This is a genomic window from Streptomyces sp. ST2-7A (genome assembly GCF_021390475.1).
Taxonomy (GTDB): domain Bacteria; phylum Actinomycetota; class Actinomycetes; order Streptomycetales; family Streptomycetaceae; genus Streptomyces.
On record NZ_JAJUWS010000041.1, the window covers coordinates 1 to 16,270 of the forward strand.

A 16,270-nucleotide genomic window follows, 5' to 3' on the forward strand; every position below is an offset into this window, starting at 1 on the left:
GGGGCGGGGGGGCGGCCCCCCCCGCCGCCCCCGGGCCCGGGCGCCGACAACAGGAGGTCAGGCATGACGACCGCCCACCGATTCCCCGCCGCCGGCGCCGATCCCGTCCCCGGCGGACCGCCGGCGGACCGGGGGGCCGCCCCCTTCACCGCCCGGGAGGCGCTGGAGGCCGGCCGCCGCCTGCTCGACCCCGCCCTGCGCGACCGGGTGGACGACCTGCCCGCCCCCGTGGCCAGGGTCGCCTCCTACCACTTCGGCTGGACCGACGCCGCCGGACGTCCCGACACCGGACCCACCGGCAAGGCCCTGCGCCCCACCCTGGTGACGGGTTGCGCCGAGGCGGTGGGGGGCGCGGCAGCCGACGCGGTGGCCCCCGCCGTCGCGGTGGAACTCGTGCACAACTTCTCGCTGTTGCACGACGACATCCTCGACGGGGACACCACCCGGCGCCACCGCGCCACCGCGTGGGCCGTGTTCGGCTCCCCCGCCGCGCTCCTGACCGGGGACGCCCTGCTCGCACTGGCCTCCCGGGTGCTGGCCGAGGACGACTCCCCGCACGTCGCCACCGGCGTGCGGTGGTTGGCCCGGTCCACCGAACTGCTCATCGAGGGGGAACAGACGGACATCTCCTTCGAGGAGCGCGAACGCGTGACGCTCGCCGAGTGCCTGGCCATGGCCGAGCGCAAGACCGCCGAACTGCTCGCCTGCTCCTGCGCGCTGGGCGCGCTGTGGGGCGGGGCCGGGCCGGAGCGGATCGCCGCGCTGCGGGCCTTCGGTCGGCACCTGGGCATCGCGTTCCAGCTCGCCGACGACCTGTTGGGGATCTGGGGCGATCCGGCGGTGACCGGGAAACCGGCCCGTGCCGACCTGGCCTGTCGCAAGAAGTCCCTCCCGGTGGTCGCCGCGCTGGAGTCGGACACCCCGGCGGGGCGCCGACTCGCCCGTGGCTACGGTCCGCCGGCCGACGGCGCGGGCGAGGAGACCCCCGGCGAGCTGGCTCTGCTCGCCGACCTGGTGGAGGAGGCCGGCGGCCGGGAGTGGGCGGAACGGCGGGCGGCCGGGGAACTGGACCGCGCCCTGGTCGCACTGGAGGCGGGCGAGCCGGAGCCGGCGGTCGCGCGAACGCTCTCCGCCCTCGCCCGGATGGCCTGCCGCCGCGATCACTGAGCCGGTCATCGGGCAGGTCACCCACCCGCACCTCCCGCGCGATCATCCGCGCGGGAGGTGCGGCGTGTTCCCCGGCGGAACGCGCCGCACCCGATCAGTGGTCGCGCTGGGCGAGGCGCAGCAGGTGGTCGGCGAGTTCCTGACCGCCCGCCGGCTCACGGCTGATCAGCAACAAAGTGTCGTCCCCCGCGATGGTGCCCAGGATCTCGTGCAGCTCCGCCTGGTCGATGGCGGAGGCGAGGAACTGCGCCGCCCCCGGGGGAGTGCGCAGCACCACGAGATTGGCCGACGCCTCGGCCGAGATCAGGAGTTCCCCGGCCAACCGGGCCATCCGCTCCTCCTTGACCGACTCCCCCAGCGGGGCCCGCGGCGTACGGTAGCCACCCTCGCTGGGCACCGCGTAGATCAACTCCCCCGAGGGATTGCGGATCTTCACCGCCCCCAACTCGTCGAGGTCCCGGCTGAGGGTGGCCTGGGTCACCGACAGTCCGTCATCGGCCAGCAGTTTCGCCAACTGGCTCTGTGAGCGCACCGGTTGACGGTTGAGGATGTCCACGATCCTGCGGTGGCGGGCGGTACGGGTCTGCGGCACCGCGGGGCCGCCGTTGCGGTCCACGATCATCCCCCTCCCCCACCGCCGCGACCGCCCCGCGTCCCGGAGCCCGGCCGCCGTCCGACGGCGGCCGGGCAGGTGGTCCCGCACGCTCTCCGGGACGCGGATCGTCGTCGTACGCGGAGGGCTCCCGTGATACCCCTGATCCCCATGGCCGGTCTCATGCCCGTGTCCCGTCTTCCTTCCCGGTCCCGGCGTCGCCGGCGGCGTCCAGGATCGCCGGGAGGGCGGCCACCAGTGCGTCGATCTCGGCGTCGGTGATCACCAGCGGAGGGGCCAGCCGAATGACCTCCGGGGCCACCGCGTTGATCAGGAACCCGGCGTCGCGCGCGTGTTCCTGTGCCTTCGCCGCCACCGGTCGCCGCAGGACGACGCCCAGCAGCAGTCCGGCCCCGCGCACCCCCTCCACCAGCGGGTGGTCGAGTGCCTCGATCCCGCCGCGCAGGCGTTCACCGGCTTCCTTGACCCGCTGGAGGAGGTCGGTCGAGGTGATGGTGTCCAGCACGGCCAGCGCGGCGGCGCAGGCCACCGGATTTCCGCCGAAGGTGGAACCGTGCCGACCGGGGGTCAGCAGATCGGCGGCGGGGCCGAAGACCATCGTCGCACCGATCGGTAGTCCGGCGCCCAGGCCCTTGGCGAGGGTGATGACGTCGGGTACCACCCCCTCGGCCGCACAGGCGAACCACTCGCCGGTCCGCCCGATGCCGGTCTGCACCTCGTCCACGGCCAGCAGCGTGCCGGTGGCCCGGGTGATCTCCCGGGCGGCGGTCAGGTACCCCCGCGGGGGCGACACCACGCCGTTCTCCCCCTGGATGGGCTCCAGGACCACCATGGCGGTCTCCTCGGTGACGGCGGCGCGCAGCGCCTCGACATCCCCGTAGGGAACGTGTTCCACCCCGCCGGGCAGCGGGTGGAACCCCTCCTGCTTGGCCGGTTGGCCGGTGAGGGCGAGGGCCCCCATGGTGCGGCCGTGGAAGCCGCCCGCGGCGGCCACGATCCGGGGTCGGCCGGTGAGCCGGGCCAGTTTGAAGGCGGCCTCGTTGGCCTCGGCCCCGGAGTTGCAGAAGTACACCCGACCCTCGCGCCCCGTCAGGGCGAGCAACCGCTCGGCGAGCGCGACGGGCGGTTCGGCCACGTACAGGTTGGAGGTGTGGGCCAGGGTGGCCACCTGTTCGCTCACCGCGCGGACCACGGCCGGGTGGCCGGTGCCCAGGGAGGACACGGCGATCCCGCCCAGGAAATCGACGTACTCCCGACCGTCGGCGTCGCGCAGCCGGGCCCCCTCACCGGAGACCAGGGGCAGCGGCGGTGTGCCGTAGTTGTCGGTGAGGGCGCCCCGCCAGCGACGGACGAGTTCGGCGTTGCGCGACTCCCCCGGGCCGGCGGTGGCGGCTTCACCCGTGCCCGGGCTCCGCTCGGCGGGACGCCCGGGATCGGTGGTGTTCGCAGGGTTCACGGCCGTCCTCCCGGCTCGGATGGGGCGGGGGAACCGGGGGGAGCCGTCCCCCGGTCACCGGTGTGGCCGGTCCGGCCGGCGCCCGGCGGGGGATCGGGCAGCACCATGGTGCCCACCCCCTCGTCGGTGAAGATCTCCAGCAGGATGGCGTGCTGGACCCGTCCGTCGATGACCCGGGCGGTGCGCACACCGTTGCGCACCGCGTGCAGGCAGCCCTCCATCTTCGGGACCATCCCGCTGGCCAGGTCCGGCAGGAGTTCCTCCAGCTCGGAGGCGGTCAGCTCGCTGATCACCTCGTCGCTGTCGGGCCAGTCGGCGTACAGCCCTTCGACATCGGTGAGGACCATCAGGGTCTCGGCGCCGAGCGCCGCGGCCAGGGCGGCCGCGGCGGTGTCGGCGTTGACGTTGTAGACGTGGTGGTCCTCGGTACTGCGGGCGATGGAGGAGATCACCGGGATGCGCCCGTCGTCCAGCAGGGCGGTGACGGCCCCGGTGTCGATGGCGGAGACGTCGCCGACCCGCCCCAGGTCGATCCGCTCGCCGTCCACCTCGGCCCACCGGCGGGTGGCGGTCATCAGGTGGGCGTCCTCCCCGGTCATGCCGACCGCCAGTGGGCCGTGCCGGTTCAACAGACCCACGAGTTCACGCTGGACCTGCCCGGCGAGCACCATCCGCACCACGTCCATGGTCTCGGGGGTGGTCACCCGCAGGCCGGCGCGGAACTCCGAGGTCAGGCCGAGCCGCTCGAGTTGGGCATTGATCTGCGGTCCGCCGCCGTGGACGACCACGGGACGCAGGCCGGCGTGCCGCAGGAAGACCACGTCCTGGGCGAAGGCGGCCTTCAGTTCCTCGTCGACCATGGCGTTGCCGCCGAACTTGATGACGACGGTCTTCCCGTGGTGGCGTGTCAGCCAGGGAAGGGCCTCGATGAGGATGCGGGCCTTGGGCAGCGCGGTGTGCCGGCGACCGGCGGCCGGGCCGTCGGATTCCGCGGCGGGCCCGACGGCCGCGCCGCCGGCTTCGGTGGGGGGATTGCTCATGAGGAATAGGCGCTGTTCTCGTGGACGTAGTCGGCGGTCAGGTCATTGGTCCACACCGTGGCGCCGGCGTTCCCGGCGGCGAGGTCGGCCAGGATGTGCACCTCGCGGAAGCGCATGTCCACGCCCTCGCGGTCCTCCCCGGCGGCACCTCCCTTGCAGACCCACACGCCGTTGATGGCCACGTCGACACGGTCGGGCTCGAAGGCGGCGGAGGTGGTGCCGATCGCGGAGAGTACCCGCCCCCAATTGGGGTCCTCACCGTGCACGGCGCACTTGAGGAGATTGCTGCGGGCGATCGCGCGCGCCACCTCCACCGCGTCGTCCTCGTCGGCTGCGTTGCGCACCTCGACTCGGATGTCCTTGGAGGCGCCCTCCGCGTCGGCGATCAACTGCCGGGCGAGGTCGGCGCAGACCTCGGTGACCGCGGCGGTGAGCTCCTCCTCGTCGGGGGCGATGCCGGAGGCCCCGGAGGCCAGCAGCAGGACGGTGTCGTTGGTGGACAGGCAACCGTCGGAGTCGACGCGCTCGAAGGTGACCCGGGTGGCGGCGCGCAGGGCGCGGTCCAGCACCTCCGGGGTGACCTCGGCGTCGGTGGTGATCACGCTCAGCATGGTGGCCAGGGCCGGGGCCAACATGCCCGCGCCCTTGGCCATGCCGCCGACGGTCCAGCCCTCGCGGGAGGCGACGGCGGTCTTGTGGACGGTGTCGGTGGTCTTGATCGCGATGGCCGCCTTCTCCCCGGCCCGGGGGGAGAGTTCGGCGACCGCCCGGTCCACGCCCGGCAACAGCCGATCCATCGGCAGGCGCACACCGATCAGTCCGGTGGAGGCGACGGCGATCTCGGCGGCGTTGTGGCCGAGGGCCTCGGCGACCCGCTCGGCGGTGGTATGGGTGTCCAGGAAGCCCGGGGATCCGGTGCAGGCGTTGGCACCGCCCGAGTTGAGGATCACGGCGGACACCTTCCCCGCGCGCAGCACCTGCTGCGACCACAGGACCGGTGCGGCCTTCACCCGGTTGGCGGTGAAGACCCCGGCGGCGGTCCGGGAGGGGCCGTCGTTGACGACGAGGGCGAGGTCGGGATCGCCCGAGGACTTGAGGCCGGCGGCGATGCCGGCCGCCCGGAAGCCCCGGGCTGCGGTGACGCTCACGGTGTGGTGACTCCCATCGGTGCGGACGAGTGGAGCGGGTGGGGCGGGTGGAGGGGCCGGGCGGCACGGCGCGGCACGGTGAGCGGGTCGGCGGCCACACCCGGCGGGGACCACCGGGGAATCGGAGGCGAGGGGCGCCCGGGGCTCACCGGGCTCTGGGGCCTCACGGGGCGAGACCCGTCCCGGGCAGTCCGAGGGTCTCGGGGAGGCCGAGGGCGATGTTCGCGCTCTGCAGGGCACCACCGGCGGTGCCCTTGGTGAGGTTGTCCACGGCTGCGATGACCACGATCCGGCCGGCGGCCTCGTCCAGGGCGGTCTGGAGGTGCACCAGGTTGGAGCCCAGGACGGCGCCGGTGGAGGGCCAGCGGCCCTCGGGCAGCAGGTGGACGAAGGGTTCGTCGGCCAACGCCTTCGCGTACGCCTCGCGCAGGCCCTCGGCGGTGGTTCCGGGACGGGCGGGGGCGGTACAGGTGGCGAGGATGCCGCGCGGCATCGGGGCGAGGGTCGGGGTGAAGGAGACGGTGACCGGCTCACCGGCGACGGCGGAGAGATTCCGGACGATCTCCGGGGTGTGGCGGTGGCCCCCGCCGACGCCGTAGGGGGTCATGGAGCCCATGACCTCGCTGCCGAGCAGGTGCGGCTTGAGGGCCTTCCCCGCGCCGGAGGTGCCGGAGGCGGCGACCACCACGGCCTCCGGGGCCGCAAGGCCGGCCGCGAGGGCGGGGAAGAGGGCGAGGCTGACGGCGGTGGGATAGCAACCGGGGACGGCGATCCGGCGGGTGCCGCGCAGCGCCTCCCGGCGGCCCGGCAGCTCGGGCAGGCCGTAGGGCCAGGTACCGGCGTGGGGGGTGCCGTAGAACCGCTCCCAGTCGGCGGCCGAGTCCAACCGGAAGTCGGCACCGCAGTCGACGACGAGGACCGACTCGCCGAGCGCCTCGGCGACGGCGGCGGACTCGCCGTGCGGGAGCGCCAGGAAGACGACGTCGTGCCCCGCGAGGGTGTCCGCGTCGGTCGGCTCCAACACCCGGTCCGCGAGCGGGGTGAGATGGGGCTGGAGCTCACCCAGGGGACGACCGGCGTTGGAGGCGCCGGTCAGGGCCCCGATCCCGATTTCGGGGTGTCCGAGCAACAGGCGCAGGAGCTCGCCCCCCGCGTAGCCACTGGCTCCCGCCACCGCAGCGCGCACCACCATCGCCTCCATTCGATCGACGGCATGACTATACGCATCACGGCAGTTTTATGCAATACCCGGCGATCCGACCGACCGCCCGGGCTGCGACCGAGAATTTTGGTTGGCCCCCGGGCACGCCGACCGGCGAATCCCGTTCCTGTGACGCTGCGTAACGATCAATTCCGAAGAGCGGCTCTCGTCGCCGACCGAGTGGTTCCGCTGTGGGTGAGCGAGGCAGCGAGCGCGAAGATCCCGTCGGATTCAAGTGGCCCGGATCGGCTGGTCACGGTGTATGACGGAGATACCCTCCCGCGGGGATGGCCGCTGCTCGGGGTCGGCCGGCCGCATCGGTGGAGTTCGACGTGACGGGTGGGTGCCGGCAAGGGCAGCCGGCCCGTGCGGGAGATGACTCACGTGCCGGTCCCGGCTTCCCGACCGACGCGAGGGTTCACGTGGCGGTCGAAGCAGCGGCATCGCACCGGGCTCGAGGTGATGGTGTCCACGGACCGGACGGCACGGCGTCGAGTCGCCGGAGGAGATACGGCTACCGATCGCACTGGACTTCCCGGACACCTCGGAGGTGCCGGCGCAGCCGTTCCGACCGGACTTCGAGCACGCGGGCGGGGACACCTGGCACATTCCGGGCCTACCGGCCGTGGCCGGCGCGGGGATGTGGCTGCCGGGCATCCCTCCGATGGAGCCGGTCGAGGAAGAGGATGCGCCGAAGTTCGCGGCGGCCGGCGAACAAGAGAGGGCGGGACTCGCGGATACCGGGTTGTTGACGCGCTCCCTCGGGACGCCGCCCCAACCGCGGCACTCTTGTCGGCAGCGCGTTCGGTCCTTGACAACGGAAATGGGGTTTTCTCAGTGAAATTCATCGCCATGCGTGGTTGAGGGCAAGGGCTGCTTTCGCGGTGGCTCCGATGCGGTGGGGGCTGAGGGTGACGTGTCGGAGGGCTCGCCGTCGTTGTTCGAGGACGGCTGCGGCTCCGCGGAGGGCGGCGAGGGATGCCTCGGTCCGCATGCGTTCGGGGTTGCCGCCGGCGGTGACCGGGGGCCGGACGGCGGTGTCGGGGCCGACTCCGTAGACGGCTCGCAGGACGGGGTCGTGGGCGGTGACCTGGTTGTCCAGGCCCCGGGTCGGGGTCCGGTGCTCGGCGGTCGGCTCCTTGACGCGCCGGACAAGGCTCTTGAGCGCGGTGAGGACCGCGACGTGGACCGGGTCGCCGGCCGCCGCAGCCGGGCCGGGATGTCGGTGCGTTCCGTTCCCTTGAGCCGGCCGTATCGGGTGCGGATGCCCTCGGGTGCGGCGACGAGGATGTGGGTGATCTGGTTGAGGGCTGCGGTGCGTGCCTTGATGGCGGAGCGGGTGGCGTTGTGCCGGGCGCGTGTCCCGGCGACGGTGTCGCCCCCGGCGCGCCGGGGGCCCGTCCGGTCAGGGCGGCGCGGGCGGCGGCGTAGGCGTCGATGGGGTCGATGGGGTCGGACTTGCCGATGCGGCGGCGTTCGGCCCGGTCGGGCCGCTTGACCTCCCCGACATGAAGACCCCGGCAGCGTGCGGCGCGGGGGAAGCCGGCCCCGTAGGGCGAGGTGCCTTCCACACCGATCGCGGTCACGTGGCCGTGGGCGCTCGGGAAGGCCGGGGCGGCGGCGTAGCCGAACTCGGCGTCCGCGAGGTGGCCGCCGTTCTCGCTGATCACGGCGACGTGAGTGGTGTCGGCGTGGGAGTCGACCCCGCCGAACACGCTGTGGTCCGCGGTGTCCACCACAACATCGGATGTCATGCCGATACCGCCTTCCCGGCCGAAGGTGGGCGCCGACCGTCCCGCTGGTTCGGCCCCGCCTCCGCGGGAACTGACGGGATAGCGGACCCGGCACGGTCGCCGGCGACCGTGCCGGACGGAGTCGGTCTCGGGCAACACCGAACGCGTGCCCATCACGTCCGGGGCCATCGGCACCCCGCGGGGCGCCGATGGAGCCGATCCGTTCCTCGCCGATGACACGGCCGAGGACGACGGGTCCACGAGAGACCTCTTGAAATCGTCGCCAGCCTATTGGGGCACGTTGACTTCAAGTCCGGCCATACATATAACGGTCGAGGTCTCCCGGCGACTGCTCTGATTTCATCCTTCGCCGGTCGCATTCTTATTCCAAAAAAGGAGAAATGAGTGTTGCGAAAGGATGGTCCGCTGCGCCGCGTTCGCCGGAGCGTGTACGCGGCAATGGCCGCTCTCGTACTGCTGTTCACCGGTTCGGCCGCGAGCGCCGAGGAGGCATCGACCGTTGATCGCGCGTCCCGGATCGGGCCTGGCTTCCACCACGGGAAGGTGCGGGTCGACGGCGGCACACTGCACTACGTCCGCGGTGGCTCCGGTCCGCCGTTGGTGCTGTTGCACGGCTGGCCGCAGACCTGGTGGGGATGGTCGAAGGTCATGCCCGAGCTGGCCCACAACCACACCGTCATAGCGTTCGACCTGCCGGGTGCGGGCTCCTCCGGCATCCCGGCCGGCGGTTACGACAAGGTGACCACCGCCAACCGCATCCGCGAGGGGGTCCGCAAGCTGGGCTTCGACAAGGTGTCGATCCTCAGCCACGACACCGGCGCCCTGGTGGCCTACCCCTACGCCCGCGACTACCCGGAGGAGGTGGAGCGGCTGGCCGTCCTGGAGACCCCGCTGTCCGGCTTCGGTCTCGAGGACTTCTACGGCATCAGCTGGCACCTCGGCTTCAACCAGACCGCGGCACCGATCCCCGAGACGATCATGGACAACAAGGACGTGCCGACCTACCTCGGCTGGCTGTTCAGCGGTGCCCGTCACCCCGACCGCATCGATCAGCAGGTCTACTTCCGCGCCTACTCGCACTCGGCCCGCCGGTCCGCGGGCTACGAGTACTACCGGGCGTTCGCCGCCGACGCGGCCGACAACCAGGCCAACGCCGACCGCAGGCTGCCGATGCCGGTGCTGGCGATGGGTGCGGAGTTCGCCTTCGGCCCGCTGGTGGCCAACTCGTTCGACCAGGTCGGCGACGACGTCCGTGGTGTCGTCGCGCCGGACAGCGGCCACTGGATCCCGGAGGAGAACCCGCGCTTCCTCATCGACTGTGCGTCACTGTTCTTCGGACAGGAGGGCGTTCCCGCGCCCAGCCCTGAGCTGGAGGGCTGCACGGCCTGACAGGCAGCACGCATCGGCCTCGCGCGAACCGTTCGCGCGGGGCCGATGCCCCGTCCGCGGCGGTGGGTGACTGCCTCGGTTCAGCCGCACCCGGACCGGGATGACCTGCCGGGCGCGCGGTGTGTCGTTGTGATGTCGCACGGGGGGGGTCCGACGAGTTCGATCCCGTGCACCCGGCGTGCGAGGGCGGTGAGCAGCGCCGCCGCCTCGAGTCGAGCCCCGTACCGGCCGACGCGCTGGTGCAAACCCGTGCCGAACCCGACATGGCCCGAGGGGGCGCGGCACGGGTCGAACGAGTCGGGCGCGTCCCTGCGTCGAGGGTCCCGGTTGGCCACCTCCGGGAACAGCCGGACTTTCCTGCCACCGGAAACCACATGGTCGCCGACCCGGATGCCGGTGGTCGTCGTGCGAAGGAAGGTCTGCGCCGGGGACGGCCGCTCACGCATGCGCCGCAGGACATTCGGACCGGGCACCTTGCCGAGCCCCCCGGCCGTTTCGTTCGGATCAACCGACCGTTGGTCCGGGTGAGTCGTCGGCTGACGCGCGGTGGGCGCGGATCGAACGGTTGCTCCCGGACCGGACGCCGGAGCGAGATGGCCGCTGCCGGGACCACCGCGAGGTGACCGATGCGACCGCCCACAAGTTCCGGACCGGAATCCGGTGGGTGCGTCTGCCGGGGAGGTACGGCAACCGGCGCGGTGTCCACAATCGGCTGCGGGTGGGGCCCTCGACGGCACCCGGGAGCGGGTGTTCACCGCTCTGGTGACCCGGGCCGACGCGGAAGGGAATCCGAGCCGGACGACCATGGCATCGGCCGGTCCCGCGGCGGTCGGGGGCTTGCCCCGGGAGAGGGCCCCGTTGTTCCGTCGGGCCCTCCCGTGCCGAGCGGATTCCCCTTTCCCCGGGCCGAGCCGGGCCGGGGAACGGCGCCGGCCGGGATCGGCACCCCGATCCCGGCCGGCGGGGGACGGCGGAGGACCGCCGTCCCCCGCCGACGCCGATGTGCCGGGGAAGCTCGCCCGGTTGTCAGCCGAGCATCGCCAGGGCCTGGTTGAAGGTCTTCGACGGGCGCATCACGGCCGCGGCCAGCGCCGGGTCGGGACGGTAGTAGCCACCGATCTCCGCCGGGGAGCCCTGCACCGAGGCCAGCTCCTCGATGATCGTGGCCTCCTGCGTGGCCAGGGTTTCCGCCAGCGGGGCGAAGGCCTCGGCCAGGCGCTCGTCCTCGCTCTGCCCGGCCAGTTCCCGCGCCCAGTACAGGGCGAGGTAGAAGTGGCTGCCGCGGTTGTCGATCCCGCCCAGCCGACGGCTGGGGGACTTGTCCTCGTTGAGGAAGGTTCCGGTGGCGCGGTCCAGGGTCTCGGCCAGCACCTTGGCGCGGGCGTTGCCGGTGGTGTTCGCCAGGTGCTCGAAGCTGACGGCCAGGGCGAGGAACTCGCCGAGGCTGTCCCAGCGCAGGTAGTTCTCCTTGACCAGCTGCTGGACGTGCTTGGGCGCGGAACCACCGGCACCGGTCTCGAAGAGGCCGCCGCCGTTGATCAACGGGACCACCGAGAGCATCTTGGCGCTGGTGCCCAGCTCCAGGATGGGGAAGAGGTCGGTGAGGTAGTCGCGCAGCACGTTGCCGGTGACCGAGATGGCGTTCTCGCCGCGCCGGACGCGCTCCAGGGAATAGGCGGTGGCCTCGACCGGGGCCATGATCTCCAGGGTCAGGCCGTCGGTGTCGTGCTCGGGCAGGTACTCGCGAACCTTCGCGATCAGGTTGGCGTCGTGGGCGCGGTCCTCATCCAGCCAGAAGACGGCCGGGTCGCCGGTGGCACGTGCCCGGGTGACGGCGAGCTTGACCCAGTCGCGCACGGCGATGTCCTTGGTCTGGCACATGCGCCAGATGTCACCGGCGCCCACGGCGTGCTCCATCAACACGGTGCCCTCGCCGTCCAGGACCCGCACCGTGCCGGTGGTGGGGATCTCGAAGGTCTTGTCGTGGCTGCCGTACTCCTCGGCCTTGCGGGCCATCAGGCCGACGTTGGGCACGGTACCCATGGTCGCCGGGTCGAAGGCGCCGTTGGCGCGGCAGTCGTCGATGACGACCTGGTAGACCCCGGCGTAGCTGCTGTCCGGGATGACCGCGAGGGTGTCGGCCTCCTGACCGTCGGGGCCCCACATGTGGCCGGAGGTGCGGATCATGGCCGGCATGGAGGCGTCCACGATCACGTCGCTGGGGACGTGCAGGTTGGTGATGCCACGGTCGGAGTCGACCATCGCCAGCTGCGGGCCCTCGGCCAGCTCGGCCTCGAAGGAGGCCTTGACGGCGTCGCCGCCGGGCAGGGATTCCAGCCCCTTGAGGATGCCGCCCAGCCCGTCGTTGGGGGTGAGGCCGGCGGCGGCCAGCGCCTCGCCGTGCTCGGCGAAGGTACGGGGGAAGAAGGCCCGCACGACGTGGCCGAAGATGATCGGGTCGGAGACCTTCATCATGGTGGCCTTCAGGTGCACCGAGAACAGCACGCCCTCGGCCCTGGCCCGTCCGACCTGGGCCGTGAGGAACTCGCGCAGCACCGCGACGCGCAGGACGGCGGCGTCGACGACCTCGCCCTCCTCGACCGGCACGGAGTCGCGCAGGACGGTGGTGGTGCCGTCGTCGCCGGCGAGCTCGATGCGCAGGGAGCCGGCGGCGGGGATCACCACGGACTTCTCGGTGGAACGGAAGTCGTCACCGGTCATGTGGGCGACGTTGGTCTTCGAGTCGGCGGACCAGGCGCCCATGCGGTGCGGGTGGGTCTTCGCGTAGTTCTTCACCGAGGCGGGGGCGCGGCGGTCCGAGTTGCCCTCGCGCAGCACGGGGTTGACGGCGCTGCCCTTGACCTTGTCGTAGCGGGCGCGGATCTCGCGCTCCTCGTCGGTGGAGGGGTCGTCCGGGTAGTCCGGCAGGGTGTAGCCCTGCTCCCGGAGTTCCGCGACGGCGGCCTTCAGCTGCGGAATCGAGGCGGAGATGTTCGGCAGCTTGATGATGTTGGCGTCGGCGGTCTTCGCCAGCTCTCCCAGCTCGGCGAGGGCGTCGTCGATCCGCCGGCTCTCCTCCAGGTACTCGGGGAAGGCCGCGATGATGCGCCCCGACAGGGAGATGTCACGGCTCTCCACGGCGACCCCGGCGGTGGAGGCGTACGCCTCGATCACCGGCAGGAACGAATACGTCGCCAGGGCAGGGGCCTCGTCGGTGTGCGTGTAGATGATGGTCGAGTCAGTCACCGGGTGCTCCGCTCCACGTCTGCAACATTGCTCGACATCAAGATATCCCGTGGGCGGGTCCCCATCGACGGGGCCCCGCCGGGTCCCGGCCTCATCCCAGCCGCAGGTTCCAGTGGCCCCCGCCGCCGCTGAAGCTGATCACCGACAGGGGGTGGACCTCGGTACGCCAGTAGGCGTGGGGTGGGGCCTTGAGCGCGTAGAGCATGGCGGCCCGGATGACCGAGGGTTCGGTGACGGCCACCACGCGCCCGTCGGCGACCTCCGGTCGGGTGTCGAGCCAGCTCCCGACCCGGGTGACGAAGGAGACCAGCGGCTCGCCACCGTGCGGCGCGGTGCGCGGATCGGTGAGCCAGGCGTTGACGGCCGCCGGCTCCCGCAGCGTGACCTCATGCAGGGTCATCCCGTGCCAACGACCCATGTCGCAGTCCCGAAGGGCGGGTTGGGCCAGCGGGGCGAGCCCCAGCACATCGCCGGTCTGACGCGCGCAGGGACTCGGCGAGCAGTAGCGCAACTCGGCGGCGGCCAGCGGGGCGAGAGCGGGCAGGGCGCGCTCGACCGCGTGCCATCCCGCGGCGTCCAGCGGACGATCGTCACCGAATCGCGTGTCGAGAAGGCCCGTTCCACGGGCCGCGGCGATCAGGGTGACCAACATGCGGTGATCGTACGAGCAGGCGAATGGACGCGCCACGGTCGTCGAACAATTCATCGGGTTTTTTCACGGGGCGCCGTTCCCCGATCATCCGGGCTCGAAGATCATCCATCGGTCGGGGCGGTCGAGCGCGCGAAAACCGAGCCGGGTGTACAAGTCGTGGGCGTCATGGGTGGCGAGCATGATCCTTTTCAGCCCCCATCCGTCGAGCTGATCACGGACGGCGCCGACGAACTCCGTACCGACCCCGAGCCCCCGTTCGGCCGGGTCGAGGTACACGTCACACAGCCAGGCGAAGGTCACCCGGTCGGTGACCACCCGGGCGTACCCCACCTGCTCACCCGAAGTCACCCGATAAAGACCGAAGTTGAGGGAACCCGCGATGGCCGCTTCCTGCTTTTCCCGGCTTCGCCCCAACGCCCAATAGGCGTCACTGGAAAGCCACCGGTGAATTCGGGGCGTGTTCAGCCGTGTCGGATCCGTCGAGATCTCGTAGTCGTCGCGCACGCCCGGAAGTCTGCCGGCTCACCCGGATCCCCACAGCGAATTTTCCGCATTCCCGCAAGCTCCCCGACCACACTCCGAGCACACCCCGCCCTTCGGCGAGGGGAGACCGAAAGACGGAAAGCAGGAGGAAATGAGGAAATCGGAATAAAATGATCTCGTCGCGGGAATCGGGCCCGCCCGTGGAACGACCGCGGGCCCGGGAGCGGCGCCTCCCTTCGGGGTGACGGGGGCCGTGGCCCGGGAAACGACCGGCTGCGACCGGGGCGGCGGGAGCGACCGCGCACGACCGGATGAACCGGATGAGATAGACGGAAAGAACAAGGAGGTGTCCCCATGCGGGCACACATCGGCGACCGGGTGATCACCCACGGCCGCACCGTGGGTCGGCCCGACCGGGTGAGCGAGATCATCGAGGTACTGGGGGACGACGGCGGGCCGCCCTATCGGGTGCGGGACACCGACGGCCACGAGACCCTGCTCTATCCGGGTCCGGACTCCGTGGTGGAGGACCGCGAGGACGCCCACCACTGATCCGACCCGGCCGCCGGGACCCGTGAACGGGTCCCGGCGGCCCTCGCCTGCGACCCGCACGGGCCGCCGACGGACCTCAACGGCGGGCGGACGGATCCGCGCGCGGTGGTTCGGCGGGCGTGCCGTGGTGCTCGGCGACCAGCAGACCCATCGCCCCCAGGGGGTCGGCTACCACCCGGGAAGCCGAGAAGTAGGCGTGTCCGCCCACCGCCGGCCGGTCGCGGCAGAAGGCCAGGTGCCGGGAGAGTTCGGCCGGGTCCCGCCAGGCCGCCGGCTGTTGCGGATCCCCCACCTTGTAGACCGCCTCGCCGATCCACAGCGCGACCCCGGTGCCCTCCACCGTCCGCGACCACCACTCGACCAGCTCGGCGTAGTCGGCCGGCGCGTGGCCGATGTGCCAGTACAACTGGGGCAGGATGTAGTCGACCCACCCCTCCCGCACCCAGCGCCGGGTGTCGGCGTACAGGTCGTCGTAGGTCTGCAGGGCCGAGGTGGCCGACCCCCCGGGGTCGGTGGAGCGGTTGCGCCACACACCGAAGGGGCTGACCCCGAACAGCGCGTCGGGCCGGGAGGAACGGATCCGCTCGGCGGTCTCGCGGACCAACAGGTCGATGTTGTTCCGCCGCCAGTCGGCCCGGTTCGCGGTCCCCCCGTGGCGGGCGAAGCTCGCGTCGTCGGCGAACTTCTCGCCGGGCACCGGATAGGGGTAGAAGTAGTCGTCCCAGTGCAGGCCGTCCACGTCGTGGGTCTCCACCGCGTGCAGCATCGCGTCCGCCGCGAACCGCCGCACCTCGGGCAGGCCGGGATCGTAGTAGAGCCGGCCGCCGTGGGTGATCGCCCAGTCGGGGTTGCGGCGCACCGGGTGGTCGGCGGACAGCCGGGAGGGGTCGGCGTGCAGGGCGACGCGGTAGGGGTTGCACCAGGCGTGCAGGGCCAAACCGCGGTCGTGCGCCTCGCGGACGGCGAACTCCAGGGGGTTCCAGCCGGGGTCGCGCCCCTGGGTACCGGTCAGCCACTGCGACCAGGGCTCGAAGGGCGAGGGCCACAGCGCGTCCGCGGCGGGGCGCACCTGCAGGAAGATCGTGTTCAGCCGCAGCCGGACCGCCTCGTCGAGGAGGGCCAGCAGGTCGGCCCGGGCCCGGTCGGCGGTGGAATCGGCGGCCGGCCAGTCGATGTGCTCCACGGTCGCGATCCACATCCCGCGCAGTTCGCCGGGGGCGGCGGTCCGCCCGCCGACCGGCGCCGCGTCGTCCTCCCGCCGGGTGTCACCGTCCCCGGGGCGCGAGGCGGCGGAGGCACCGTGCAGGGCGAGGGTCCCGACCAGGGTGCCGGCCGCGGCGACCCCCAGTGTGCGGCGGTTGATCGGTGACATGGAGGCGACTCCCGGGTGCGGACGGTCGGTACCGGGACGCCGGCTCCGCGGGCCCCGGTGGTGCATCGACGATACGCCGCTCCCCTCTGGGATTCGGGGCGATTCACCACCGAGCACCCGGGAGCGCACCATCCGGGTGAATCACGCGAATCACTATCAATCGCCCGAATTCCCGCCCGGAAGTCCTTCCGACACAC

The 16,270-nt window shown here is 72.2% G+C and carries 12 protein-coding genes and 1 pseudogene; 4 read left to right on the top strand and 9 right to left on the bottom strand.

From position 1 onward, the window contains the following. The first annotated feature begins 63 nt into the window (after positions 1-63). On the top strand, positions 64-1,167 hold the full coding sequence (locus tag LZF96_RS21070; RefSeq protein ID WP_233875362.1) for a polyprenyl synthetase family protein: 1,104 nt from the start codon (positions 64-66) through the stop codon (positions 1,165-1,167). Positions 1,168-1,261: 94 nt separating this feature from the next. Here the strand turns inward: LZF96_RS21070 and LZF96_RS21075 are convergent, their stop codons facing one another. The 5 genes from LZF96_RS21075 to argC form a co-directional block, all read right to left on the bottom strand. Next, positions 1,262-1,789: an arginine repressor gene (locus LZF96_RS21075; RefSeq protein ID WP_233875364.1), complete on the bottom strand. Its 528-nt coding sequence runs from the start codon at positions 1,787-1,789 to the stop codon at positions 1,262-1,264. Positions 1,790-1,940: 151 nt separating this feature from the next. Continuing rightward, positions 1,941-3,236, bottom strand: a complete 1,296-nt coding sequence (locus LZF96_RS21080; protein ID WP_233875367.1) for an acetylornithine transaminase — start codon at positions 3,234-3,236, stop codon at positions 1,941-1,943. After that, positions 3,233-4,276 (bottom strand): acetylglutamate kinase, encoded by a 1,044-nt coding sequence (gene argB / locus LZF96_RS21085; protein WP_233875369.1) that lies wholly within the window; start codon positions 4,274-4,276, stop codon positions 3,233-3,235. Before argB ends, LZF96_RS21080 begins: the two co-directional genes overlap by 4 nt. Next, positions 4,273-5,424: a bifunctional glutamate N-acetyltransferase/amino-acid acetyltransferase ArgJ gene (argJ, locus tag LZF96_RS21090; protein ID WP_233875371.1), complete on the bottom strand. Its 1,152-nt coding sequence runs from the start codon at positions 5,422-5,424 to the stop codon at positions 4,273-4,275. Before argJ ends, argB begins: the two co-directional genes overlap by 4 nt. A gap of 163 nt (positions 5,425-5,587) precedes the next feature. Then, positions 5,588-6,616, bottom strand: a complete 1,029-nt coding sequence (gene argC / locus LZF96_RS21095) for an N-acetyl-gamma-glutamyl-phosphate reductase (RefSeq protein ID WP_233875372.1) — start codon at positions 6,614-6,616, stop codon at positions 5,588-5,590. Between the two features lie 2,147 nt (positions 6,617-8,763). Between argC and LZF96_RS21100 the strand changes: the two genes are divergently transcribed. Further along, a complete protein-coding gene (locus LZF96_RS21100; protein WP_233875374.1) occupies positions 8,764-9,768 on the top strand; it encodes an alpha/beta fold hydrolase in 1,005 nt (334 codons plus the stop codon). A gap of 550 nt (positions 9,769-10,318) precedes the next feature. Beyond that, a pseudogene (locus LZF96_RS27410) lies at positions 10,319-10,534 on the top strand (transposase); the annotation flags it as partial. 260 nt (positions 10,535-10,794) lie between these two features. Here the strand turns inward: LZF96_RS27410 and LZF96_RS21105 are convergent. From LZF96_RS21105 to LZF96_RS21115, 3 genes are all read right to left on the bottom strand, one after another. Beyond that, the gene (locus tag LZF96_RS21105; RefSeq protein ID WP_233875376.1) at positions 10,795-13,014 is read right to left on the bottom strand and encodes an NADP-dependent isocitrate dehydrogenase; all 2,220 of its coding nucleotides are present in this window, start codon (positions 13,012-13,014) and stop codon (positions 10,795-10,797) included. 91 nt (positions 13,015-13,105) lie between these two features. Further along, complete coding sequence (locus tag LZF96_RS21110) at positions 13,106-13,666, bottom strand: histidine phosphatase family protein (protein ID WP_233875378.1); 561 nt, start codon at positions 13,664-13,666, stop codon at positions 13,106-13,108. Between the two features lie 84 nt (positions 13,667-13,750). Next, positions 13,751-14,170: a GNAT family N-acetyltransferase gene (locus LZF96_RS21115; RefSeq protein WP_233875380.1), complete on the bottom strand. Its 420-nt coding sequence runs from the start codon at positions 14,168-14,170 to the stop codon at positions 13,751-13,753. Between the two features lie 333 nt (positions 14,171-14,503). Here LZF96_RS21115 and LZF96_RS21120 point away from each other — a divergent pair, with 333 nt between their 5' ends. After that, entirely contained in the window at positions 14,504-14,701 is a 198-nt protein-coding gene (locus LZF96_RS21120; RefSeq protein ID WP_233875382.1) for a DUF1918 domain-containing protein, read from the top strand. A gap of 76 nt (positions 14,702-14,777) precedes the next feature. On the opposite strand, the gene LZF96_RS21125 is transcribed toward LZF96_RS21120, so the two are convergent. Beyond that, on the bottom strand, positions 14,778-16,073 hold the full coding sequence (locus LZF96_RS21125; protein WP_233875384.1) for a glycoside hydrolase family 10 protein: 1,296 nt from the start codon (positions 16,071-16,073) through the stop codon (positions 14,778-14,780). Between the last annotated feature and the right edge of the window lie 197 nt (positions 16,074-16,270).